29 protein-coding genes are annotated in these 22898 nt (G+C 72.1%); 8 read left to right on the top strand and 21 right to left on the bottom strand.

Features of this window, described 5'->3' with window-relative positions; translation table 11 throughout:
* Position 1: 1 nt before the first annotated feature.
* Together QJ852_06440 and QJ852_06435 are read left to right on the top strand one after the other, a co-directional pair.
* Positions 2–187, top strand: coding sequence for a hypothetical protein (locus tag QJ852_06440; GenBank protein WGX98075.1), 186 nt, complete (start codon positions 2–4; stop codon positions 185–187).
* A gap of 309 nt (positions 188–496) precedes the next feature.
* Positions 497–748, top strand: a complete 252-nt coding sequence (locus tag QJ852_06435; protein WGX98074.1) for a hypothetical protein — start codon at positions 497–499, stop codon at positions 746–748.
* 223 nt (positions 749–971) lie between these two features.
* Here the strand turns inward: QJ852_06435 and QJ852_06430 are convergent, their stop codons facing one another.
* The 6 genes from QJ852_06430 to QJ852_06405 form a co-directional block, all read right to left on the bottom strand.
* Positions 972–1190 (bottom strand): hypothetical protein, encoded by a 219-nt coding sequence (locus QJ852_06430; GenBank protein WGX98073.1) that lies wholly within the window; start codon positions 1188–1190, stop codon positions 972–974.
* A 137-nt stretch (positions 1191–1327) separates the two neighbouring features.
* On the bottom strand, positions 1328–2554 hold the full coding sequence (locus QJ852_06425) for a tyrosine-type recombinase/integrase (protein ID WGX98072.1): 1227 nt from the start codon (positions 2552–2554) through the stop codon (positions 1328–1330).
* Positions 2551–2832: a hypothetical protein gene (locus QJ852_06420; GenBank protein WGX98071.1), complete on the bottom strand. Its 282-nt coding sequence runs from the start codon at positions 2830–2832 to the stop codon at positions 2551–2553. Before QJ852_06420 ends, QJ852_06425 begins: the two co-directional genes overlap by 4 nt.
* Positions 2833–2893: 61 nt before the next feature.
* Positions 2894–3985 (bottom strand): redox-regulated ATPase YchF, encoded by a 1092-nt coding sequence (ychF, locus tag QJ852_06415; protein ID WGX98070.1) that lies wholly within the window; start codon positions 3983–3985, stop codon positions 2894–2896.
* 141 nt (positions 3986–4126) lie between these two features.
* Positions 4127–4945, bottom strand: coding sequence for a M57 family metalloprotease (locus QJ852_06410; GenBank protein WGX98069.1), 819 nt, complete (start codon positions 4943–4945; stop codon positions 4127–4129).
* Between the two features lie 132 nt (positions 4946–5077).
* Positions 5078–6181, bottom strand: coding sequence for an oxygenase MpaB family protein (locus tag QJ852_06405; GenBank protein WGX98068.1), 1104 nt, complete (start codon positions 6179–6181; stop codon positions 5078–5080).
* A gap of 90 nt (positions 6182–6271) precedes the next feature.
* On the opposite strand from QJ852_06405, the gene QJ852_06400 reads away from it, so the two are divergent.
* Entirely contained in the window at positions 6272–6976 is a 705-nt protein-coding gene (locus tag QJ852_06400) for a helix-turn-helix domain-containing protein (GenBank protein WGX98067.1), read from the top strand.
* On the opposite strand, the gene QJ852_06395 is transcribed toward QJ852_06400, so the two are convergent.
* From QJ852_06395 to QJ852_06375, 5 genes are all read right to left on the bottom strand, one after another.
* Positions 6946–7635, bottom strand: a complete 690-nt coding sequence (locus tag QJ852_06395) for a dihydrofolate reductase family protein (protein WGX98066.1) — start codon at positions 7633–7635, stop codon at positions 6946–6948. The two genes, QJ852_06400 and QJ852_06395, sit on opposite strands and share 31 nt — an antisense overlap.
* Positions 7608–8486: a lysylphosphatidylglycerol synthase domain-containing protein gene (locus tag QJ852_06390; GenBank protein WGX98065.1), complete on the bottom strand. Its 879-nt coding sequence runs from the start codon at positions 8484–8486 to the stop codon at positions 7608–7610. The genes QJ852_06395 and QJ852_06390 overlap by 28 nt, the downstream gene beginning before the upstream one ends.
* Positions 8487–8547: 61 nt before the next feature.
* Positions 8548–9570: a glycosyltransferase family 4 protein gene (locus QJ852_06385; GenBank protein ID WGX98064.1), complete on the bottom strand. Its 1023-nt coding sequence runs from the start codon at positions 9568–9570 to the stop codon at positions 8548–8550.
* A complete protein-coding gene (locus QJ852_06380) occupies positions 9567–9974 on the bottom strand; it encodes a 6-carboxytetrahydropterin synthase (GenBank protein ID WGX98063.1) in 408 nt (135 codons plus the stop codon). Before QJ852_06380 ends, QJ852_06385 begins: the two co-directional genes overlap by 4 nt.
* Positions 9974–10945 carry a zinc-binding alcohol dehydrogenase gene (locus QJ852_06375; protein WGX98062.1) on the bottom strand — a complete coding sequence of 324 codons (972 nt, stop codon included), beginning with the start codon at positions 10943–10945 and terminating at the stop codon, positions 9974–9976. The genes QJ852_06380 and QJ852_06375 overlap by 1 nt, the downstream gene beginning before the upstream one ends.
* A 76-nt stretch (positions 10946–11021) precedes the next feature.
* On the opposite strand from QJ852_06375, the gene QJ852_06370 reads away from it, so the two are divergent.
* Both QJ852_06370 and QJ852_06365 read left to right on the top strand, forming a co-directional pair.
* Complete coding sequence (locus tag QJ852_06370) at positions 11022–13178, top strand: CDP-alcohol phosphatidyltransferase family protein (protein WGX98061.1); 2157 nt, start codon at positions 11022–11024, stop codon at positions 13176–13178.
* Positions 13179–13243: 65 nt separating this feature from the next.
* A complete protein-coding gene (locus QJ852_06365; GenBank protein WGX98060.1) occupies positions 13244–13621 on the top strand; it encodes a hypothetical protein in 378 nt (125 codons plus the stop codon).
* Here QJ852_06365 and QJ852_06360 read toward each other — a convergent pair.
* Positions 13598–14269 carry a zf-HC2 domain-containing protein gene (locus tag QJ852_06360; protein WGX98059.1) on the bottom strand — a complete coding sequence of 224 codons (672 nt, stop codon included), beginning with the start codon at positions 14267–14269 and terminating at the stop codon, positions 13598–13600. The genes QJ852_06365 and QJ852_06360 overlap by 24 nt on opposite strands.
* The gene (locus QJ852_06355) at positions 14266–14778 is read right to left on the bottom strand and encodes a sigma-70 family RNA polymerase sigma factor (GenBank protein ID WGX98058.1); all 513 of its coding nucleotides are present in this window, start codon (positions 14776–14778) and stop codon (positions 14266–14268) included. Before QJ852_06355 ends, QJ852_06360 begins: the two co-directional genes overlap by 4 nt.
* Positions 14779–14851: 73 nt before the next feature.
* Here QJ852_06355 and QJ852_06350 point away from each other — a divergent pair, with 73 nt between their 5' ends.
* Together QJ852_06350 and QJ852_06345 are read left to right on the top strand one after the other, a co-directional pair.
* Positions 14852–15634 carry an exodeoxyribonuclease III gene (locus QJ852_06350; GenBank protein WGX98057.1) on the top strand — a complete coding sequence of 261 codons (783 nt, stop codon included), beginning with the start codon at positions 14852–14854 and terminating at the stop codon, positions 15632–15634.
* A gap of 79 nt (positions 15635–15713) precedes the next feature.
* Positions 15714–16118: a hypothetical protein gene (locus tag QJ852_06345; protein WGX98056.1), complete on the top strand. Its 405-nt coding sequence runs from the start codon at positions 15714–15716 to the stop codon at positions 16116–16118.
* A 20-nt stretch (positions 16119–16138) separates the two neighbouring features.
* On the opposite strand, the gene QJ852_06340 is transcribed toward QJ852_06345, so the two are convergent.
* From QJ852_06340 to QJ852_06330, 3 genes are read right to left on the bottom strand one after another with little or no spacing between them, the layout of a single operon-like run.
* Positions 16139–16864: a hypothetical protein gene (locus QJ852_06340; protein WGX98055.1), complete on the bottom strand. Its 726-nt coding sequence runs from the start codon at positions 16862–16864 to the stop codon at positions 16139–16141.
* 38 nt (positions 16865–16902) lie between these two features.
* Positions 16903–17520, bottom strand: coding sequence for an L-threonylcarbamoyladenylate synthase (locus QJ852_06335; GenBank protein WGX98054.1), 618 nt, complete (start codon positions 17518–17520; stop codon positions 16903–16905).
* Positions 17521–17522: 2 nt separating this feature from the next.
* Positions 17523–18518 carry a 4-hydroxy-3-methylbut-2-enyl diphosphate reductase gene (locus QJ852_06330; protein WGX98053.1) on the bottom strand — a complete coding sequence of 332 codons (996 nt, stop codon included), beginning with the start codon at positions 18516–18518 and terminating at the stop codon, positions 17523–17525.
* Between the two features lie 107 nt (positions 18519–18625).
* Here QJ852_06330 and QJ852_06325 point away from each other — a divergent pair, with 107 nt between their 5' ends.
* Positions 18626–19273, top strand: a complete 648-nt coding sequence (locus tag QJ852_06325) for a hypothetical protein (GenBank protein WGX98052.1) — start codon at positions 18626–18628, stop codon at positions 19271–19273.
* A 28-nt stretch (positions 19274–19301) separates the two neighbouring features.
* Here QJ852_06325 and rplQ read toward each other — a convergent pair whose 3' ends face one another.
* The 5 genes from rplQ to rpsM all read right to left on the bottom strand — a co-directional run bounded on the left by rplQ (position 19302) and on the right by rpsM (position 22814).
* Positions 19302–19892, bottom strand: a complete 591-nt coding sequence (rplQ, locus tag QJ852_06320; protein WGX98051.1) for a 50S ribosomal protein L17 — start codon at positions 19890–19892, stop codon at positions 19302–19304.
* 268 nt (positions 19893–20160) lie between these two features.
* Complete coding sequence (locus QJ852_06315) at positions 20161–21183, bottom strand: DNA-directed RNA polymerase subunit alpha (GenBank protein WGX98050.1); 1023 nt, start codon at positions 21181–21183, stop codon at positions 20161–20163.
* A 137-nt stretch (positions 21184–21320) separates the two neighbouring features.
* A complete protein-coding gene (rpsD, locus tag QJ852_06310; protein WGX98049.1) occupies positions 21321–21929 on the bottom strand; it encodes a 30S ribosomal protein S4 in 609 nt (202 codons plus the stop codon).
* Positions 21930–21966: 37 nt separating this feature from the next.
* Positions 21967–22368 carry a 30S ribosomal protein S11 gene (gene rpsK / locus QJ852_06305; protein WGX98048.1) on the bottom strand — a complete coding sequence of 134 codons (402 nt, stop codon included), beginning with the start codon at positions 22366–22368 and terminating at the stop codon, positions 21967–21969.
* A gap of 71 nt (positions 22369–22439) precedes the next feature.
* Positions 22440–22814 carry a 30S ribosomal protein S13 gene (gene rpsM, locus QJ852_06300; GenBank protein WGX98047.1) on the bottom strand — a complete coding sequence of 125 codons (375 nt, stop codon included), beginning with the start codon at positions 22812–22814 and terminating at the stop codon, positions 22440–22442.
* Positions 22815–22898: the final 84 nt, after the last annotated feature.

Here is a 22898-nt window from a genome sequence, read left to right as displayed (position 1 = left end):
CATGAACGTGGAGCGAAAGAGTCAGACCAGCGGCTTCCAGTGTGCGACCTGCGGCGCGCCCGTCGACTTCGTCAAGGAGATCCGTCGCACCGCACAGCGCGACATCGTCCTCAACAGTTACCAGTGCTCGACCGACTCGAGTCATCACGTCGGCGAGCTCGTCATACCTGGCGCCGACGAGGAGTAGTCCGCAGGCTCATAAACGAAGGACTCGGCGGCCACACCTCTGCGAGGAGGGCAGCTACGAGGACCAGGGCGAGCAACGAGCTGGCACGAGCATCCGTCAACGGGCGGCCGGTCCCCCGCGCATTGCCGGCCCGCGGTCCACGGTGCAGCGAGCAGCAGCCCCAGGCCACGTCCTCGACCAGCGCTCGGAGGGCAAGGACCCGCTCTGGCCACACGAGCTCGACATTCCTGCACCTCTGGGCAACCAGGCGCACGTGACGCGCCGAATGGATGCCCGGACGCGGCGGGCAGACGGCCGATACTGCCCGTCATGGCCGACGATGACCTGAGCGAAGACCAGATGGACAAGCTCGCCGATCTGGAGCTTGAGCTGATCGACAGCCAGCTGCGCGTCAAGGAGCTGAGGCAACAGCTGGTCGACGAGCTCCGCCGACGCAACCGGCTGATCACGCAGGGGCTCGACTGGTACGGACGCACTGAACGATGGGCAGTCGACGTCGCCGACATCTCGCGGTCCACGGTGCAGCGGGCGCTCGCTGACGCGTCGATTCATGAGGGGTAACTCCCCGACACGCCGATTGTCACCTTCCCGTTGAGCGCGTGCTCCCGCGAGCGTTCACCGCATGCCGACTGACAATCGACCACAGCCACGCGGGTGCCAGACACGAGGGACGTGCGCCAACGGCCACGTCACAGAGACGCGAGCAGCGCCCGGGCGGGTCACATGGACGGGGCCGTGCCAGCACGACGGGTGCTCCCTGTTCATGCTGGCACGGCGCATTCCGTCACGCAGGCGTGACCTTCGGCAGGACGTCGTCGGCCAGGCGAAGGAGTAGGCGCGCGAGCGCCCGCATCTCGTGGGCGTTGGCGTCGACCTCGAGTGCGGTCCGGCCGCGGCCGATGAGTACGAGCTGCGGCGGGTGCAGCACGACCGGGCCTACAGCACCCTCCGCGGACTCCCGCTGCGATAGGGACACGTGGAAGGCGCCAACCTGCACGGCCACCTCGTGATCACGAGCAGGTCCGTCACCGAGCTGCGCGTCCTCGTACGAGTGGCCGTGTGGCAACCTGCACCAGGTGGGGCACTCGACATCCGAAGGCAGCTCCAGCCACCCCAGGCGGTTGGTCGTCAGCACGGCGCTCACTCCCCCGCCCCGACGACCGCGGCGAGGAGCGCGCCGTCGGCAACCGCCGCGTAGCGCGCCGTCGTCTCGGGCATCGCGTGTCCCAGCAGCTCTTGCACTGCTCGCAGGTCTCGCGTGGCGCCGTACGCGCGCGTGGCGAACCGGTGTCGCAACTGGTGCGCGGTCACGTCGCCGGGCAGGGCCCCACGCATGAGCTTGCCGACATGTGGCCCGGTCAGGTGCCCTCCCTGCGAGGACGGGAACACCCACGTGCCCACGTCGTACGACGCGTCGCTCTCAGACCACCTCGCGTGCTCGCCGCGCTCCTGCCGGCGGCGTGCGGCTGCGAGCGCCGTGGAGAGCGTGCTGCCGGCGGCGATCGGCACCAGCCTCGTGTGTCCGCCCTTGCCCGTCACGATGAGGCGCGTCGTGGTCACGTTCGACCAGACGAGTCCGGCAATCTCGCTCACCCTCAGTCCCGCGTGCGCACCCAGGAGCAGCATGAGGCGGATCCGCTCGTCTGCGCCGGCCAGTGCCTCCCGCACGGTCGCGTCGTTCGCCGGCCGCGGCAGGCCGCGAGGTACGCGCACCGGCTCGATCGGGTCGGCTGGCGATGCGTCGATCAGACCTTCGCGGACCGACCAGCGGTAGAACTCCCGGACCTGGGTCCGGGCGGACTTCTTGGTTGCGGGGCCCCACTCTGGATTGGCGAGCCAAGCCTCCAGCTGCGTCGTTGTGACCCGCCACGGATCGGCGGACACCTCGGCCAGCATCGTCAGGTAGTGCCGGCGCACCTCGACGCTCCCGGGTCGCATGGCGCGGGCGCGGCACGACGTCAGGTGCTGCTCGATCGACGGCCACCAGCCAACCGCGGCCCTCTTCGGCGTGGGTCCCGGGCGCCGTGGCTGAGACCGGGGCACGCCTGCCGTCGGCGCCCATTCGAGGTGACCGGCGCCGACAGCCCAGGCGTAGAAGGCACGGAGGGAGACCAGCACCTTGCGCCGCGTCACCTCAGACCAAGACTGCGCACCGACCCACTCACCGATGTGGAGGGACGTGACGGACCACGGCGTGCCGACACCTACTCCGAGTCCGACCGCGACGGCGAGCCACTCGACATGCAGGAGGTAGCCGGCAACGGTGCTCTCCGCGAGCTCCTTGCGGTGCAGGTGCTCCCGCCAGCCGTCGATCGCGCGAACCCACACGGGCGGCAGCGGCGTGCGCTGACTCTCCCGGCGGGTCACCGGTCAGCACCGATCGTCGTCATGGTGAGAACCGGCACCAGACCGAGCGCCGTCAGGTCGGAGACCTCACGCTCGATGTGGTCCTGACACGACCACGTGTAGTGGCCGGCGCCGCCGCACCAGCACTGACCGCGGCACACGTCGTGCTTCCAGACGACCAGCACTCGCGGCGCTCCCGCGGTGCTGTCGTGGGTCGGGCACCAGCTGCAGACGGGCGTCGGCCCTGTCTCACGGCGGGTCACCGCTTGCGCAGCGACCTCGTTGAGTGCGATGTTCATGGGTGGTGAGCCTCCTGCGCTCCGTTGCTCGGTCTGAGCCACGGAGCCAGGGGGTCACCGGCTACTTCTTACTAGAAGTTGTTGCTCCGTGTCGGAACTCGACCACGTCACCGTCAGCCATGACGTAGTCCTTGCCCTCCATCCGGACCTTGCCGGCCTCCTTGGCCTTGGTCATCGACCCGGCGGCGACGAGGTCGTCGAAGGACACCACTTCGGCCTTGATGAAGCCCTTCTGGAAGTCGGTGTGGATGACGCCGGCGGCCTCGGGGGCGGTGGCGCCCTTGGCGATGGTCCAGGCGCGCGACTCCTTGGGGCCCGCGGTGAGGTAGGTCTGCAGGCCGAGGGTGTCGAAGCCGACCCGGGCCAGCACCTCCAGACCGGGCTCGGTGACACCGGCCTCGGCGAGGAACTCGGCGGCCTCCTCGTCGTCGAGCTCGATCAGCTCGGACTCGAACTTCGCGTCGAGGAAGATCGCCTCGGCGGGGGCGACGAGCTCGCGCATCGACGCCTTGAGGGGCTCGTCGGAGAGCTCGTCGGCGTCGCAGTTGAAGACGTAGATGAACGGCTTGGCGGTCAGCAGCGAGAGCTCACGCAGCAGGGCGCGGTCGATGGAGGTGGCGATGATCGGCGTACCCGCCTCGAGCGCTTCCTTCGCCTCGCGAGCAGCCTCCAGGTTGGCGGCGAGCTCCTTGACCTTGCGCGCCTCCTTCTCCAGCCGGACGACGGCCTTCTCCACCGTCTCGAGGTCCGCGAGGATCAGCTCGGTCTGGATGGTGGAGATGTCGTTGCCGGGGTTGACCTCGCCGTCGACGTGGGTGACGTCCTCGTCGCGGAAGACCCGGGTCACCTGGCAGATGGCCGCCGACTCGCGGATGTGGGCGAGGAACTTGTTGCCCAGGCCCTCGCCCTGCGAGGCCCCGCGAACGATGCCGGCGATGTCGACGAACTCGACAGTCGCGGGCAGCTGCCGCTCGGACCCGAAGATCTCGGCGAGCTTGCCGAGCCGCGGGTCAGGCACGCCTACCACGCCCACATTGGGCTCGATGGTGGCGAACGGGTAGTTCGCCGCGAGGACGTCGTTCTTGGTCAGCGCGTTGAAGAGCGTCGACTTGCCTGCGTTGGGGAGACCGACGATGCCGATGGTGAGTGCCACGGGGGGCGATTCTATGGCCGCGCGGCCCGGCCGCTCACATCGCCGCGACGGCGGCATGGTCGGCGGCATGGTCGGCGGCATGGTCGGCGACGTGGGCGGGGCGTCCCCCGAGCGAGAGCCCCGTCCACGCCGCCGTGCCGGTCAGGAGCCGTAGAGGGCCCGGGCTCCCGCCGCGTCGGACGCCTGGAACTCCAGGTCGGCCGAGCTTCCGTTGCACTGCGGGTAGTGCATGATCGACGACGCGTCGTACGGCGTCAGCGGCCGCCAGTTGTTGTCCTCGAAGCAGGTCCCCGCCTCCGGGCGGGTGTGCTCGTGGCGGAAGCCGAGGGCGTGACCGAGCTCGTGCCCGAGGATGTCACCGGGCTCCCAGGTGCCGGAGCTCCAGATCGAGTCGTCGACGAGGACGTTGCGCTGCCGCTTGGCGGTGCTGGGGAAGAACGCCCGCGCGATGTACTGCGAGGTGCTGACCGGCTCGACCGAGAACAGCACGTTGCCGTTGCGGACGTTGCAGCTCGCGTCCTGCGCGGGGACGTAGACGAAGTCGATCCGCGACGTGGCCGCCTCCCAGAGCCCGGCGCCGGCGCTCATCGCGGCCACGATGTCCGCGTGGCGGCTGCCGAACCGGGTGCTGACGCAGTAGGTCAGGTTGACGGCCTGGGCGGCACTCCACTTGTCGTCGCGGCCGCTCACCGTGTTGACGACCAGGCCGTTGTCCTTGGTCCTGGCGCCGACCATGCGGTCGTAGAACCTGCGGAGCTCGGCCCTGGTGCTGATGGCCTCGTCGCCGTTGACGACGTAGGCACCGTCGACATCGACGTACGTCGCGGACTCGAACTCACGGAACGTCGGCACGTCCGCGGTGCTGGTGGCACCGGCGGAGGTCGACACCGCCGCAGCCGTGAAGGCAGCGACGAGGCACGCGACTCCGGCGGAGATCTTGTGGACCCGAGAAGACAACATGCAAGAACCTTTCGATGGAAGGGGTGGTGCGCGCACATCGAAACGCCGACACCCCACCGTCGACAAGAGATCTTGCGGCTCAGAAAGGAGCAGGGTCCGTGGCTGCACGAATGTGAGCCACGGCCGCGCCGATCAGGCGGGCACCCCCGGGTGGTACGGATCCATCGAGCCGATGTGCCGCTGCGACTCCTCGAGTCCCTCGTCGGACGGCTTCTCGCCCTGGCGGAAGACGCGGTCGCGCTGCTTGGCGCGCACGTCGGGGTGGGCCTCGCCCGGGACCGCGAAGCCGAAGTGCTCCTGCGCCTCGCGCACTCCCCAGACCCGGTCGCTCAGCGGCGGGATGCCCAGGATCGCCGGAGCGGCGATCTCGACGGCCGCGGGCGCCAGCAGGCCGAACAGGGCCAGCCGGGCGTTCATCGAGCGCGCGAAGAGCTGGTGCAGCAGCCGGTTCGGCCACAGCACGAGGGCGTCGGTGATCGGCCCCTGGCGCAGGTTCGCCATCTCCCGCAGGTGCTGGGGGTACGTCGAGACGACGCCCTTGCTCATCACCCAGATCGACGGCCTGAGCAGCGCGCGACGCCAGCCCGGCAGGGTCGGCGGCAGGGCGACGGCGAGCGGCAGGATGAAGTGGATCATGTCCTGGGCCGCCTCGGAGGCCGCCAGCCGCGGGCGCCACTCGGCGAAGAAGGCGCGCACCTCCGCGCGGTTCGCCGGGACCTTCTCGGGGTCGATCGTCTGCAGCTTGGCCGCTTCGCGGCACTCGGCCCAGAAGCGGTCCTCCTCGGCCTCGCTGAGCCGGCCGGGGCCGAACCTCTCGTAGCAGTACAGGATCGAGTGCCAGGCGGTCACGTGGATCCAGAGCTGGGAGTCGCCGTCGTTGGCGTCGTACTCGCCCCCGGTGACGGGGTCGTGCCCGACCGCCTTGGAGTGCACCTTGACCAGGACGTCGGCAGCACGGGCGGTCTGCTCGGCGCCGGCGAACATCACCATCCCGAAGTAGCGCAGCGTGCGGCCGTAGCGCGTGTTGGGCCGGTACTTCACGCCCCCGGACTGGACGACCGCGGCGGCGAGGTTCGGGTCGAAGTGCTCGATCGTGACCGCCCGGGCGAAGCCGAGGACGTACGACGTGGGGTGGGCCCACACCTTCCAGGTGACCGAGTCGGGCCCGAAGAACCCGTAGTCCGCCATCGGCTCGAACTGTGCCGCCAGCTGCTTCCTCGTCTTGAGACCGAGCATCCGGGACTCCCCTCGTCTGTCGCTGGCCCGTCATTTGCTACAGGCCTGTAGGTTCGCCGAAATTTACAGCACTGCAATATCGTGCGGAAGGTGACGGAGGACACCCGTACGCCCCCGCGGAAGCGCCGGTACGCCCAGCGTCTCCCCGTCGAGCAGCGGCGCGAGCACCTCCTCGACGCGGCGCTGCGGGTCCTCGTCCGCGACGGCTACGAGAAGGTCTCCGTCGAGGCGATCGCCCGGGAGGCCGGGGTGACCCGCCCCGTCGTCTATCACGCGTACGACGGCCTCGAGCCGCTCCTGCAGGCGCTCCTCGACCGCACCCAGCGCCGGGCCCTGGCCTCCGCCCTGCGCCTGATGCCGGCCAGCAGCCTCGAGAGCGAGGTCGACCAGTGGATCCTGCAGGCGGCCGGCGGGCTGATCGACGTCGTCCAGCGCGAGCCGGAGGTGTGGCGCCCGGTCCTGGGGCTGACCCGGAACGCGCCGGCCGTCGTCCGCGACCGGATCGAGTCGACCCGGGAGCTGATCCGGGGCTATGTCGCCGATGCCCTGCGGGCCGGCCTCGCCCGACGCGGTGGCCCCGACGTCGACGTCGACGTCCTCGCCCACCTGGTGCTGATCACCGCCGAGCACTTCGCCCGGCTCACCCTCGACCAACCGGACCGTTACGGCCGAGCCCGCCTCGTCACCGCCCTGGAGGGGCTGCTGCACGCCGCCGCCCCGGCTGACTCCCCGGCTGACGCCCCGGCCGACGCCCCGGCGGACGCTCAGCTCTCGAAGCGGTCCGACAGCGCGTAGCGCAGCAGCGCCACGTCGCCGATCGCCCGGCTCTCGACGAGCTCCGCACGCCGCTCGGCGCACCACGGGAACCCGCCGTCGCCGACGAACCGCCGGGCCCGGGAGTCCCCGACGAAGAAGGGCGCGACGACCAGCTGCAGCTCGTCGGCGACCCCGGCGGTGAGGAACTGGGTGTGCACCGACCCGCCACCCTCGACCATCAGCCGGCGCACGCCCCGCGCGCCGAGGTCGGCGGCGAGCGCGTCCATCCGCACGTCCGGGCCGAGCGCGACCACCTGGGCCAGCCCACCGATCCGGCTCTCGAGCCCGGGCCCCGTCGGGTCGGGGCAGTAGACGAGCTTGTCGCCGTCGCCGAGGGTGAAGAAGCGCGCCCGGGGGCTGAGGTCGCCCCGCGAGGTCAGCGTGACCTTGATCGGGCCGACCGGCAGGCCCGCCGCGACCCGGCGCCGACGGCGCTCGACGGAGCGGACCTGCAGTCGCGGATCGTCGTTGCGGACCGTCGCCGCGCCCACCAGGATCGCGTCGCAGCTCGCCCGCACCTCGTCGACCCGGTCGAAGTCCGCGTCGTTCGACAACAGCAGCCGCTCCTCGCCGGCGCTGTCGAGATAGCCGTCGAGCGAGACGCTGCAGCTCAGCAGGACGTAGGGCCGCTCGCCCATGTCGGGCCTCCCTTCCCCGCCGGGACCGCCGGGACGGACGACGCCCGCGAGGTGCGCAGCACCAGGATGCCCGGCAGCGTCGCGACGAGCGACATCACGCCGTAGACGACGGCGACCTCCACGCCGGTGGCCGCGCCGGGCCCGGCGGCGGCGAACGCCCAGGCGGCGGCACCCTCCCGCGGTCCCCAGCCGGCGACGCCGACCGGGAGCGCCGAGGCCAGCAGGACCAGGAGCGCCAGCGCCAGCAGCCGGGGGGTGGGCAGGTCCACGCCGACGATGCGGGCGGCGAGCAGGAACACGACCGCGTGGGCGCCGGCCGCGAGCGCCGAGAGCAGCAGCACCCGCGCCCACACACCGCCGAGGGCGGCTGCCGCCTCGCGCCGGGCCCCCACCCCGACGATCACGGCGAGCGTCAGCACCGCGGCGAGCGCACCGACGGCCCAGCCTCGGAGCGCGCCGGGCAGCAGGGGTACGGCGGCCACCGCGAGCGCGGCCTGCACGACCTGACCGCTCCCCCGGTCCCAGGCCACCGACCGCAGGCCGAGGCCCAGGGCCGCGGAGTCCCGGCCGTGCCGGTAGCCGCGGTGCAGGTCGCCCAGGACGCCGCCGGGCAGGGTGGCGTTGAGGAGCTGGGCGCGATAGCAGGTCCGGTACGCCGCCCCGAACCGGATGCCGACGCCGAGCCCGTGGGCGATCAGGCTCCACCGACGCGCACAGCAGAGGGTCGTCGCCGCCGTGACCGCCAGCGCGACCACGAGCCCGCGGGGGTCGGTGTGGCGCAGCCCGTCGACGAAGGGCGCGGCGCCCAGCCGGACCGCGAGGACCGCGAGGATCGCCGCGGCGGCGAGCAACCGGAGGCACGCCCAGCGTGCGGCCTGGTCCGTGGTCCCGTCGATGGCGACCTCCCCTCCCCTACTCCTCGTCCCTGCGTACGGCGTGCGGGGCGATCCGGTTCAGCACGCCGGCCACCTCGGCGGCGGTCCGCTCCCAGGTGCCGAGCCGCGCCCCGCGGTCCGCGGCGGACCGTCGCCACCGCTGACGCAGGGCGGGGTCGCCCAGCCAGCCGCGGAGGGCCTGCCCGAGCGCGGCCGGGTCGCCGACCGGTACCAGGGCGCCCGGCAGGGTGCCGTCGCCGGCCCTCCCCAGCGCCTCGGGATGGCCGCCGACGTCGGTCGCGATCGCCGGCAGGCCGCGGGCCAGGCCCTCCGCGAGCGCCATGCCGTACGACTCGCGGTGCGAGGGCGCCAGGACCAGGTCGCTCACCGAGCGGAGCTCGTCGAGACCGGCCGGCGACAGCGGGCCGGCGAAGTCGATCCGGTCGGCGAGCCGGCACCGGCGCGCGCGGTCACGCAGCCGCGCCGCGTAGGGCGGCGCCAGGTCGAGCGTCCCCACGCACCGGCAGGTCCAGGCGAGGTCGCGGACCTCGGCGAGGGCGGCGAGCAGGTCGTCGTACCCCTTGGCGGGGGTGACGGGCCCGACGCAGAGCAGGGCGGTCCCGGTGGCCGACCCGGCGACGGGCGGGCCGGGGTCGACGCCCGGCACCGCCACGTGCACGCGCTCGGGCGCGACGGGAAGCCGGTCGAGCACCCACCGGCGCGCCCATCCGCTCGTCGTCACGACGGCGGCGACGGCCCCCAGCACCGCGGGCTCCGCCGGCCCGGAGCCCGGCATGTGCAGCAGGACCGCCACCCGGAGCCGGCAGCTCGCCGCGACCAGGACGTCGGTGCTCGACGCGACCAACCCGTCGATCAGCACCACGGCCCCGTCAGGCAGGTCAGCGAGTACGCCGTCGAGGCCGACGGCGCCGATCCGGTGCTCGCGCACCGGGCGGCCCAGCGCGACCAGTCCGGTGGCCAGCCGGCGGTCGTAGACGTTGCCCCCGCTGGCGCGCCGCGGGTCGTCGACGGCCTCGGGCACGAGGAGATGGACCGTCACAGCGCGCGCTCGTAGGCGGCCTGCGCGATGTGCGACTCGTGCAGGGTCACCTCGAGCCCGGTGAGCGCCCGGCCGCCCGCGCCCAGGTCTCCGGCCCGGGCGCGCTCGGCCAGCCGGTCGGCGATCCAGCGGGCGAGCACCTCGGTCGAGCTGTTCAGCCCGGCGAGGTCCGCGACGGCGTCCTCCTCGTCGAGGTTGCGGTAGTGCAGCCGGCCGAGCACCTCGCACACCGCCTCGGCGGCCCGGCCGATGTCGACGAGGATCCCGTCGGCGTCGAGCTCCGGTCCGGCGAAGGTCGCGTCGACGACATAGGTGGCGCCGTGCAGGCGCTGCGCCGGTCCGAACACCTCCCCCCGCAGGCTGTGGGCGATCATGATGTGGTCGCGGACGGTCACCTTGAACATCACGGCTCCTGGTAGTCGATCGAGTGGCACAGTCCCGGCAGCTCCCCGGCGGCGATCCGCGCCAGCACCGCGGGCAGCTCACCGAACGGCGAGCAGCCGGTGAGCAGCACGTCGAAGACGGGGTCGCGGAGCAGGTCGAGCGCGAGCGCGAGCCGGTCGCGGTGGCTGCGCACGTCGCGCCGGGCGGGCGCGACCGCACCGACCTGGCTGCTGCGCAGGGTGAGCCGGGAGGAGTGGAAGGCCTCGCCCAGCGGCAGGCTCACCGGCCGGTCGCCGTACCAGGACAGGTCGAGGACGGTGCCCTCCGGACCGGCCAGACCGAGCGCCCGGCGCAGGCCCGCCCCGGTGGCACTGGTGTGCACGACCAGGTCGCTGTGGCCCGGATCGGCGTCCGGTCCCGCGAAGCCGGCGCCCAGCGCGGCCGCCACGGCGGCGCGGCCCGGGTCGGTGTCGACGAGGGTCACCCGCACACCTGGGACGCCGACCGCCAGCCGCGCGACGCAGCAGCCGACCAGGCCCGCCCCGACCACGGTGACGTGGTCGCCGAGCAGCGGCGGCGCGTCCCACAGCGCGTTGACGGCGGTCTCCACCGTGCCGGCCAGCACCGCCCGCGCCACCGGCACCCCCTCCGGCACCGGGACCACCGCGCCGGCCGGCACGACGTACGCCGTCTGGTGGGGGTGCAGGCAGAAGACGGTGCGTCCCACGAGCTCGTCCGGGCCGCGCTCGACGAGCCCGACGCTGAGGTAGCCGTACTTCACGGGCCCGGGGAGGTCGCCCTCCTGGAAGGGGGCCCGCATGGCGGCGTACTGGCTGGGCGGCACCCGGCCGGCGTGGACCAGCGACTCGGTGCCGCGGCTGATGCCCGAGCGCAGCGTCCGGACCAGGACCTCGTCCGCCGCAGGCTCGGGAACGGACACCGGCCGGATCTCGCCGTGGCCCGGCCCGGTGATCCAGTACGCCCACGCCACCGCGGGACTCCTCTCGTTGAACCGACCTCCAGCGCTCGTCGTACCCGTGGGTACCACCGGAGGACACGGAGCTGCGATGGATCGGGTTCAGTTCGGCCCGGCGAACCGGGTGACGGCGGCGCGCGCGGTGCTCGCCGTCGGCGTCGCCGCGCTCACCCTCCGCGGTCTCGCGGACCCGTTGTCCGGCAGACTCACAGCCGTCCTGGTGACCGTCAGCGCCGTGGCCCTGCTGCTCGACGCCGTCGACGGGTATGTCGCCCGCCGGACCGGTACGACGAGCGCGTTCGGGGCGCGTTTCGACATGGAGACCGACGCCTTCCTGATCGCCGTGCTCAGCGTGCACGTGGCCCCGCGGCTCGGCTGGTGGGTGCTCGCGATCGGCGCGATGCGCTACGCCTACGTCCTCGCCGGGTGGGTGCTGCCGTGGCTGCGGCGACCGACCCCGCCGCGGTACTGGGCCAAGGTGGTCGCCGCGGTCCAGGGCGTCGTGCTGACGGTGGCGGCGTCCACGCTGCTGCCCGATCCCGTGTCCCGGGTGGCCGTCGGCGCGGCCCTGCTCCTGCTCGTGGAGTCCTTCGGGCACGACGTGGTCTGGCAGTGGCGGCACCGCCACGACACCGAGCCCGTCACCCCGCCACCGGCGGGACTGGTCACCGCGACCGCCGCCCTCGCCGTCTGGCTCGCGCTCGCGCCGCCCCACGTCGCCGACGGCATCGGACCGGCCGATTTCACCCGGATCCCGGTCGAGGGCCTGGTGCTGGCGGCGCTCGCGGTCGTGCTGCCGCCCTGGGGCCGACATGTGCTCGTCGTGGCACTCGGGCTCCTGGTCACCGCGCTCGCCGCGCTGCGCGGGCTGGGGCTGGGCTTCGACGTCTACCTCGGCCGCTCGTTCCACGTGCTCGGCGACTGGTCCTACCTGCCCAAGGGGTACGAGGTGGTCCGCGACACCCGGGGCGGGCTGCTCGCGACGCTCACGCTCGCGGGCATGCTGGCGCTGGTCGCGGTACTGGCCGTCGTCCTGACCTGGTCCGTCGGCCGGGTCGCCCGGGCCTCGGCCGCGCACCCGCGCCGGACCTGGCGCTCGGTGGCTGCGCTCGGCACGGTGTGGGTGGTCTGCGCCGCCTCCGGCTCCCCGGTCGACCACGTCGCCGCCGCCGGGTCCGCCGGGCTGGTCGTCGACACCGTCGACCAGGTCCGTGCCGACCGCCGCGACACGGCCGTCTTCGCCCGCGAGCTCGCCTCCGACGCGTTCGCCGCGACCCCTGGCGACCGGCTGCTGCGGGGGCTGCGGGGCAGGGACGTGCTGCTCGTGTGGTTCGAGAGCTACGGCCGGGCGGCGCTGGCGGAGAGCTGGTTCGCGCCGTCGGTCGTCGATCTGCTGGAGCAGGGCGACCGGGAGCTGGCCGCCGCCGGCTACGACGCCCGCAGCGCGTTCTTGACCTCGCCGACCTTCGGCGCGGGCAGCTGGCTGGCGCACGCGACCCTGCAGGCCGGGGTGTGGACCGACAGCGAGCGGCGCTACGGCCAGCTGCTGGACAGCGACCGGCTCAGCCTGACCGGCGCGTTCGGCGCCGCCGGCTGGCGCACCGTGTTCTCGGTGCCGGCCAACACCCGCGACTGGCCCGAGGGCGCGGCGTACTACGGCTTCGACGAGCTCTACGACTCCCGCGACGTCGGCTACCGCGGGCCGCGGTTCGGGTACGCGCCGATGCCCGACCAGTACACGCTCGACCACCTCCGCCGTACCGAGCTGAGGCCCGGGGAGCGGAGGCCGGTGTTCGCCGAGATCGACCTGATCTCGAGCCACCACCCGTGGGCGCCGGTGCCGGAGCAGGTCCCGTGGGCCGACGTCGGCGACGGGTCGGTGTACGACGGCATGCCGGCGCGGGAGCCTGCCGGTGTCGACGGCCGGCAGCACCCGGACACGGCGCAGGCCGACTACGCCGCGGCCGTGCGGTACACCTGGCGCACGCTGATCTCGTTCCTGGTCACCTACCCCGACCCGAGGCGGGTGGTCGTCATCGTCGGGGACCACCAGCCGCACTCGTACGTGAGCGGGAGCGACCCGGGGCACGACGTACCGATCACGGTGCTGGCACAGGATCCCGCCGCCATCGCGCGGATCGACGGCTGGGGCTGGCAGCCCGGCATCCTGCCCGGGCCGGGCGCGCCGGTGTGGCGGATGGACGCCGTGCGGGACCGGTTCCTGGCGGCGTACGGCGAGGCGGAGTGAGCGAGGCAGTGAACCGCGCGCGCTCCTCGCACGTGTTTCCCCGAAACGAGCGTGAGGAGCGCGCGATGGGCATCCGAGTGATCGGTGCGCTGGCGGCCGTGGTGAGCGCGGCGGTGCATCTCTACCTGTGGTTCGACGGCGTGCGCGACCAGGGCACCGTCGGGCAGCTGTTCGTGGTGAACGTGGTCGCGGGTGCGGTGATCGCCGTCCTCGTGGTCGCCTGGCGCAGCTGGATCCCGTTGTTCCTCCTGGCCGGTCTCGGCGCCACGACCCTGCTGGCGTTCGTCATCGCCACCACGGGCGGGCTGTTCGGCATCCACACGACCTGGGACACCTGGTACGCGTGGCTGGCGGCGATCTCCGAGATCGTGGCGGTCGTCGTGGCGCTCGCCGCGGCTGCCGCGGAGGGCCGGTTCGCGTCACTGCGTCAGGCGAAGGACTGAGTAGCCCGACTCCGTCCGGACCTCGACCGACGCGATGTCATCGGGGGCCACCGCCGTCGCCATGGTGACCCGGACCTCCTGGCCGTCGCGGGTCCGCCAGGTGCCGGCCTGCTCGGTGCGGCCGTCGGTCGCGGTCACGACGAGGACGTACGTCGCCGGGCCGGCCACCGGTCCGTCGTAGGTGCAGGTCAGGTCGATCCGCGTGCCCCAGCCGCGCCGGGTCAGCGAGACCCAGCCCGAGGACGGAGTGCCGAGGGCCTCCATCCGCTGGGCGGCGGCCAGCTGCTGATCCGGTCGGCCCGGGGCACCGTCGCCCAGGGTGGTGCCGATCCCGACCGCGAGGAGCACCAGCAGCACCGCGGCCGCGGCCACGAGCGAGCCGACCACGACCCGGCGCCGACCCCGGTCACGGCGTACCCGCGCCACCATGGCCGGCAGCAGCGTCGCGGGCACCGGCTCGGCCGGTTGCAGCTGCTCGACCGTCTCGAGCCGCACCCGCCCCAGCAGCCCCGGGATCCCGGCCAGGTCCCGCAGCGCGCGCGTGCACTCGGCGCAGCCCGGCAGGTGGCGCTCGTACGCCGCCCGCTCCCCCGCGGCCAGGGCGCCGAGGACGTAGACACCGTCGAGGTGCGCGTACGCGCAGCTCATGACGCCACCCCCGTCTCCTCGAGGATCAGCCGCAGGGCGCGCAGGGCGTAGTGGGTGCGGGACTTCACGGTTCCTTCCGGGATGTCGAGGCGGCGAGCGGCCTCGGCCACCGATCGCCCCCGGTAGTAGCACTCGACGAGAACGGCGCGGTGGTCGTCGGAGAGCCGGCGCAGCGCGTCGGCGACGACCCACGACAGCAGCAGCTCGTCGGTCCCGTCGTCGCCGACCTCGCCCTGCGGCGGGTCCGCGGTCGCGAACTCGCGGGTCCCCCGCCGGGAGCGCCACTCGTCGATCACGATGTGGCGGGCGACCGTGAACAGCCAGGAGCGGACCGAGCCGCGCGACTCGGTGAGCACCGCGGCGTTGCGCCAGGCGCGCAGCATCGTCTCCTGCGCGACGTCCTCGGCCCGCGCGCGGTCGTTGCCGGTCAGGTGCAGGCAGAAGCCCCACAGGGCCGCCGCGTGGTCGTCGTACAGCGCCTGCATGGCCGTGGCCGGGTCGTCGGTCATCCGCACCTCCCGGCCGGGGATACGACGGAACCGTCCGCTCGGTTCAGCTCCCCTGCAGACTAGGATTCGTCCGGTGCGACTGGCCACCTGGAACGTCAACTCCCTGCGCACGCGGATCGACCGCGTCGAAGCCTTCCTCGACCGGCACGAGATCGACGTGCTCGCGGTCCAGGAGACCAAGGCGCGTGAGGAGCAGCTGCCGCTGATGGGCCTGCAGGCGCGCGGCTACGAGGTCGCCGCCCACGGCCTCAACCAGTGGAACGGCGTCGCGATCTTCAGCCGGGTCGGCCTCGACGACGTCACCGTCGGCTTCCCCGAGCAGCCGGGCTTCGGCGACGCACTCGAGGTCGAGGCCCGCGCCCTCGCTGCCACCTGCAGCGGCGTACGCGTGTGGAGCCTGTACGTCCCCAACGGCCGCAAGCCCGACGACCCGCACTACGTCTACAAGCTGGACTGGCTGGCCCGCCTGCGGGCCGCTGCGTCGTCCTGGCTGGACGCGCCGACCGCCCTGGTCGGCGACTGGAACATCTGCCCGACCGACGACGACGTGTTCGACGTCGCGCAGTTCAAGAACTCCACCCACGTCACCCCGGCCGAGCGCGCCGCCTTCCAGGCATTCCTGGACGGCGGCTGGTCCGAGGTCACCCGGTCCTACGCGCCCGAGTTCACCTACTTCGACTACTACCGGCAGCGGTTCGAGCGGAACCGCGGGCTCAAGATCGACTTCGTCCTCGGCTCCGCTTCCTTCGCCGAGCGGGTCACCGGTGCGTTCATCGACCGCGAGGAGCGCGACCCTGCCGTCTTCCCGGGTGCGCCCTCCGACCACGCGCCGGTGGTCGTCGACCTGGCGGACTGATCAGCACGGGAGGCGGCTCGTCGTGGCCAGCGCCGGCTGAGTCCCTGACATGGCCCGGTCCGACCGCTAGCGTGGAGGGGTGAGCAGCGCCACCCTGTGGGAGGAGGGCCGTCGTCCCGGCCGCGAGGTGGTCGCGCTCGCGGTCGCGCTGCTGCTGACCGCGACTGTGCTCGACCTGCTGCTCTCCGAGCGCCTCGGGCTGTTCTTCGACCTGGCGTTCGTGACGATCTGCGTCGGGGCCGCCCTCACCGTCCGGCCCCGCGACTTCTTCACGGTCGGGGTGCTCCCGCCGCTGGCGATGGCCCTCGTCATCGTGCTGCTCGCGCTCAGCGACCGCGCCAGCATCGCCCGTGCCGACGACGGCGTCGCGCAGGCCGCGATCGCCGGGCTGTCCCGGCACGGCATCGCCCTGGGCTTCGGGTACGCCGCGTGCCTGGGCCTGCTCGCGCTGCGTCGCTCCTTCCTGGACCGCCGCCGGCCCTGAGCGGTCAGGCCCCCGGGACGTCACATCGGGCCGACGTGCGAGCCGCAGCGCGCCTTCTTCGTCCCCGTCTCGAAGCTGTCGGTGCTCGAGAGGTACAGCGCCCACGGGCCGGTCCGGTGCGCGATGCAGATCTGGAACGTCGCGCCGTACCCGCTGGTGCCGTAGCCGGCGATCCGGTTGCCCTTGGCGAACCTCACACCGTAGGTCTTCTCGAAGTGCAGCAGGTCGATGTCGCCCGCGCCGGTCGGGTAGGACCCCCCGGCGGCCACCGCGCGGATCACCCCGGCGGCGGTGAGCGCGTCGGCCACCGCGTTGTCGACGCGGACCTGCACCACCTGCTGTTGGAGCACGCGAGCGGCCTTGCCGCACGCCGAGTGCGAGCCGCGGACCGCGTTGCGGGTGGCCCGGAAGGCCCGCTTGCGCTGGGAGTCGTAGAACCAGGCGGCCTTCTTGCCGCTCATGCTCCGGGCGGCGTTGGTGAAGACGCAGAACCGCTTCGCGCCGACGCGCAGGTAGCCGACCTTGGGCGAGGTGACCAGCGCGGCGTTGGCGTAGGCGTCGTCGGGCGCGGCGCCGGTCGCCTTGCGGTGCTTGCGCACGGCCTTGGCCGTCTTGAGGACCTTGGCCCGGTCGGAGCCCGCGCTCTGCCGCTCGGCCGGCCCTGTGGGCCCGGCGGCGGTGGAGACACCGGCCGCGGGGCCGAGGACGAGGGCGAGGGACAGGACGGCGGCAGCGACGTACTTCACGAGATTCCCTTCGGTGACGGACACGGTCTGGCGGCGGGCTAGAAGCGGTCGGGATCGCCCGCGCCCCGGCGGAGGATCTCGGGGGCGCCCTCGGACCAGTCCACGACGGTGGTGGGCTCGGCCGGGGTCTCCCCCGCCTCGACGACGATGTCGACGTCGTGGTCGAGGTCCTCCTTGATCTCCCAGCCCATGGTGCGTGGCTCGGTCTCCCCCGGCAGGATCAGGGTGGAGGTCAGCAGCGGCTCACCGAGCTCGGCGAGCAGCGCCTGGACGAAGGTGTGGTCGGGGATCCGGACCCCGACCGTGCGCTTCTTCGGGTGCAGCAGCCGCCGCGGCACCTCCGGCATGGCCGGCAGGATGAACGTGTAGGGCCCCGGCGTCGCGGCGCGGATCGCCCGGAAGGCGGCGTTGTCGACGTGGACCAGCTGCCCGAGCTGGGAGAAGTCGCGGCACACGAGCGTGAAGTGGTGCTTGTCGTCGAGTCCGCGGATGCGCAGGATCCGGTCGCGGCCGTCACGGTTGCCGATCCGGCACCCGAGGGCGTACCCGGAGTCGGTCGGGTAGGCGATCAGCGCGTCGTCCTGCAGGGCAGTGACGATCTGCTGGAGCAACCGCGGCTGAGGATTGTCCGGATGGACGTCGAGGTAGCGCGCCATGCTCAGGCCCGGCCCGCGGCCTTGAGGTCGCGGTGCAGCTCCTTGGGCAGGGAGAACGCCAGCGTCTCCTCCGCCGTCTGCACCGGTCGGGCGTCGGGGTAGCCGCGCTCCGCGAGATAGCCCAGCACCTCCTGGACCAGGTGGTCGGGGACCGAGGCGCCGGAGGTCACGCTGACCGAGCGCACGCCGTCGAGCCAGGACTCGTCGAGCTCGGAGACGTCGTCGATCCGGTACGACGCCTTGGCGCCGGCCTCGAGCGCGACCTCGACCAGGCGCACCGAGTTCGACGAGTTGGCCGAGCCGACGACGATCACCAGGTCGGCGGTGGCACCGATCTCCTTGACCGCGACCTGACGGTTCTGGGTGGCGTAGCAGATGTCGTCGCTGGGCGGGTCCTCGAGCTGCGGGAACTTCGCGCGCAGCCGGCGTACGGTCTCCATGGTCTCGTCGACGCTCAGCGTCGTCTGCGAGAGCCACGCGAGCTTGGCGCCCTCGGGCAGCTCCAGGGTGTCGACGTCGTCGGGGTGCTCGACCAGGATCGTCTGGTCCGGGGCCTCGCCCGCGGTGCCCTCGACCTCCTCGTGCCCCGCGTGCCCGATGAGCAGGATGGTGTAACCCTCGCGCGCGAACCGGACCGCCTCGCGGTGCACCTTGGTGACCAGGGGGCAGGTCGCGTCGATCGTCTTCAGGTCGCGGTCGGCGGCCTGGCTGTGGACGGCCGGCGAGACGCCGTGGGCCGAGAACACCACCGTGGCACCGACCGGCACCTCGTCGAGCTCCTCGACGAAGATCGCGCCGCGGGACTCGAGGTTCGACACGACGTGCTTGTTGTGGACGATCTGCTTGCGGACGTAGACCGGCGAGCCGTAGAGGTCCAGCGCCTGCTCGACCGTCACCACGGCTCGGTCGACGCCGGCGCAGTAGCCGCGCGGGTCGGCGAGCAGCACCTCCCGCTCGGCGTCCTCCAGCAGGCGCGGCGTACCCAGGTCGATCGTCATGGGGCCCAGTCTACGGACCGGCGACTCCATGACCGAGTCGTCACGACCCCGCGAACGCGGACGAGCGCCCGGGGTTTGCCGCCGCCGCCGCTCGGGAGGATGAGGACATGTCCCTGCCCCCGCCGCCGACGGCGCCGCGCCACCCCTCGGGGGCGTCGCCGCTGCCGCTGCTGCTCCTCGGCGTCCTGCTCCTGGCCCACCTCGCGCTCTACCTGCTGCCCGGCTGGCTGGTCGCCGAGCGCCGGACGCCCCTGTCGCCCGACGTCGGCATCACGCTCACCGTCGTCCTGATGCTGCTCTTCGCGGCGCTGGTGGCCCTGGTCGCCCGCACCCCGGGCCGGCGGCTGGTCGCCACGCTCGTCGCGGCAACGACCATCCCGGTCCAGATCGCGCTGCACGTCGCCCTCCGGACGGCGGACTTCTCCTCGATCCGCGAGATCGAGATCATCACGGCCTGGGGCGCGACGCTCATCGCCGTGGTCCAGGTGGCCGCCTGGGGCATCGCCCGGCGGGAGGGCGGGGTCTGGCCGGTCGGCCTGATCGCGCTGGTGGTCGTCGCCGCGGCCCAGTGGGTGGTGCGCTTCGACGTGTCCCAGCTGGTGACCGACGTGGTGCCGGGTTCGGGGACGACCTCGCTGCTCATCGCCTGGACGATCTTCTGGGCCTGGTTCGTCATGCCCGTCCTGCTCACCGGCCTGCTCTGCTTCGTGATCGACGAAGCGACCCTGACAAGCAGATCGACCCGTCGCGTTTGAACGCGACGGGTCGATCCGGTGGACCTGGTCAGGCCTTGTCGGTGTCCTCGGCGGGAGCCTCCTCGGCTGCCTCCGCCTCGGGCTCGGCGGCCTCGGCCTCAGGAGCCTCGGTCTCCTCGGCCTCAGGAGCCTCGGTCTCCTCGACCTCGGTCTCAGTGGCCTCAGCGGCCTCGGTCTCCTCGACCTCGGGCGCCTCGTCGGCCGGAGCGGCAGCGGCGGCCGGAGCCTTCGGCGCGGACGGTGCGTACGCCTCGGTCACCAGCTCGATGACGGCCATGGGAGCGTTGTCGCCCGCACGGTTGCCGATCTTGGTGATCCGGGTGTAGCCGCCGGGACGCTCGGAGAAGGTCGGGGCGATGTCCTCGAACAGGGTGTGGACGACGCCCTTGTCACGGATGACCTTGAGGACCTCGCGGCGCTGGTGCAGCGGGTTCTCGCCGGCGTGGGCCTTCTTCGCCTTGGTGATCAGCTTCTCGGCGTACGGGCGCAGCGTGCGCGCCTTGGCCTCGGTGGTCGTGATCCGGCCGTGCTCGAAGAGCGCGGTGGCCAGGTTCGACAGGATGAGGCGCTGGTGCGCGGCGCCACCGCCGAGGCGGGGGCCCTTCTTGGGCTTGGGCATTGCGTTGCTCGCTTCCTGCCCGGCCGTATGAGGTACCGGGTGCTGGGTCCGGCCGTGTCAGGTACCGGAATCTTCACCGGGACGGATCCGCCCCGGCGGGTGCTGCTGGCTGCTGTGTTGCCGCCAGACCGACGGAGGTCCTGCGGAAGCCAACCGCGGTGTGAGGGTGTCGCCCGCGGCGAAGCCGCGTCGACGAGGGTCCGCGGGCCGAGCGCAGCGAGCGCCTGTGCGAGCCTCGTCGGCTGGCGACACCCTCACACCATCAAACTCAGAACTCCTCGGACTCGATGAACGACTCGTCGTCGTCCTCGTCGTCGGAGTAGTTGGCCAGGGCGGCCGACGGGTCGAAGCCCGGGGCGCTGTCCTTGAGGGACAGACCCATCTCGTGCAGCTTGGCCTTGACCTCGTCGATGGACTTCGCGCCGAAGTTGCGGATGTCCAGCAGGTCCTGCTCCGAGCGGCTGATGAGCTCACCCACGGTGTGGATGCCCTCGCGCTTGAGGCAGTTGTAGGACCGCACGGTCAGCTGCAGGTCCTCGACCGGGAGGGCGAGGTCGGCGGCGAGCTGCTCGTCGACGGGCGAGGGGCCGATGTCGATGCCCTCGGCCTCGACGTTGAGCTCACGGGCCAGGCCGAAGAGCTCGACCAGCGTCTTGCCGGCCGACGCGATCGCGTCGCGCGGCAGGATGGACGGCTTGGTCTCGACGTCGATGACGAGCTTGTCGAAGTCGGTGCGCTGCTCGACGCGGGTGGCCTCGACCTTGTAGGTCACCTTGAGGACCGGGCTGTAGATCGAGTCGACCGGGATCCGGCCGATCTCGTTGTCGGCGCCCTTGTTCTGGACGGCCGAGACGTAGCCGCGGCCCCGCTCGACGACGAGCTCGAGCTCGAGCTTGCCGTTGTCGGAGAGGGTGGCGATCTTCAGGTCGGGGTTGTGGACCTCGACGCCGGCCGGCGGCGCGATGTCGGCACCCGTCACGTCACCGGCACCCGACTTGCGCAGGTACATGGTGACCGGCTCGTCGTGCTCGGAGGAGACGACGAGGCCCTTGAGGTTGAGGATGATCTCGGTGACGTCTTCCTTCACGCCCTCGATCGTCGAGAACTCGTGGAGGACGCCGTCGATCTTGATGCTGGTGACCGAGGCACCGGGGATCGAGGAGAGGAGGGTACGACGCAGCGAGTTGCCGAGCGTGTAGCCGAAGCCGGGCTCGAGCGGCTCGATGACGAAGCGCGACCGGAACTGGTCGACGGTCTCCTCCGACAGGGTGGGGCGCTGTGCGATGAGCACTTGTTTCGTTCCTTTCCGGGCCGACCGCTATATGAGGACCCAGACGTGGTGCGGAATTGGAGAAGAGGTACTGCGGAGATGCCGGTGCCCGCCCCGGTCTCCTCCGCGGACGGAGGGGGACCGGGACGGGCCGACGATCACTTCTTGGAGTAGTACTCCACGATGAGCTGCTCCTGGATCGGCATGTCGATCTGCTCGCGCACGGGCAGCTGGTGCACCAGGACGCGCATCCGCGACGGCAGCGCCTCGAGCCAGGCCGGGACGATCCGCTCGCCGTGGGTCTCGCGAGCCACGATGAACGGGGTCATCTCGAGCGACTTCTCGCGCACGTCGATGATGTCGTACTGGGTCACCTGGAAGGACGGGATGTCGACCTTCCTGCCGTTGACCAGGAAGTGACCGTGGGTCACCAGCTGGCGGGCGTGGCGGCGCGTACGGGCGAAGCCGGCACGGTAGACCACGTTGTCGAGGCGGCACTCGAGGAGCTGGAGCAGGTTGTCGCCGGTCTTGCCCTGGCGACGCGCGGCCTCCTCGTAGTAGCGGTGGAACTGCTTCTCCAGCACGCCGTAGGTGAAGCGGGCCTTCTGCTTCTCCTGCAGCTGGTTGCGGTACTCGCTCTCCTTCACCCGCGCGCGGCCGTGCTGGCCGGGAGGGTAGGGGCGCTTCTCGAAGGCGGCGTCGCCGCCGACGAGGTCGACGCCGAGACGGCGCGACTTCTTGGTCAGGGGTCCGGTGTAACGGGCCATCGAAGTTCTCCTTGCTCAGTCCTGGTCGGTCAGACGCTCAGACGCGCCGGCGCTTCGGCGGGCGGCAGCCGTTGTGCGGGGCGGGGGTCACGTCCTGGATGGTGCCGACCTCGAGGCCGATCGCACCCAGCGAGCGGATCGCCGTCTCGCGGCCCGAGCCCGGACCCTTGACGAAGACGTCGATCTTCTTCATGCCGTGCTCCATCGCCCGACGACCCGCGGCCTCGGCGGCCATCTGAGCGGCGTACGGGGTGGACTTGCGGGAGCCCTTGAAGCCGACGGTGCCGGCAGAGGCCCACGAGATCACCGCACCGGTCGGGTCGGTGATCGTGACGATCGTGTTGTTGAACGTGCTCTTGATGTGGGCCTCGCCCTGAGCGACGTTCTTCTTCTCCTTGCGGCGCACCTTCTTGGCGCCCGCGCGAGCCTTGGGAGGCATTCGCTATCTCCTCTAGATGAGCTGGTCTCAGTAGATCGTGAGCTCGCACGCGGCGAGCTGTGCCGAAGTGGCTACTTGGCCTTCTTCTTGCCGGCAACCGTGCGCTTCGGGCCCTTACGGGTACGAGCGTTGGTCTTGGTGCGCTGACCGCGGACCGGAAGGCCCATGCGGTGACGGCGACCCTGGTAGCTGCCGATCTCGATCTTGCGGCGGATGTCGGCCTGAACCTCGCGACGGAGGTCACCCTCGATCTTGAAGTTCGCCTCGATCTCGTCGCGGAGCTTGACCAGCTCCTCGTCACCCAGCTCGTGGACGCGGAGGTCCGGGCTGACGCCGGTGGCCTCCAGCAGCTGCTGGGCGCGGGTACGGCCGATGCCGTAGATGTAGGTGAGTGCGACCTCGATGCGCTTGTCGCGCGGCAGGTCGACTCCGACGAGGCGTGCCATGGTGGCTTCCCTTTCGAACAGTCACGGTGGTGTGGTCGTGATGCACCCGGGCGGTCCTACTCGTTGTGCCCAGCTCCGGCCATC

The sequence above is a fragment of the Nocardioides sp. L-11A genome (assembly GCA_029961745.1).
In the GTDB taxonomy this organism is placed as follows: Bacteria; Actinomycetota; Actinomycetes; order Propionibacteriales; family Nocardioidaceae; genus Nocardioides.
Note: the sequence above shows the minus strand (reverse complement) of the source record. Positions and strands in the feature narration are given on the sequence as shown.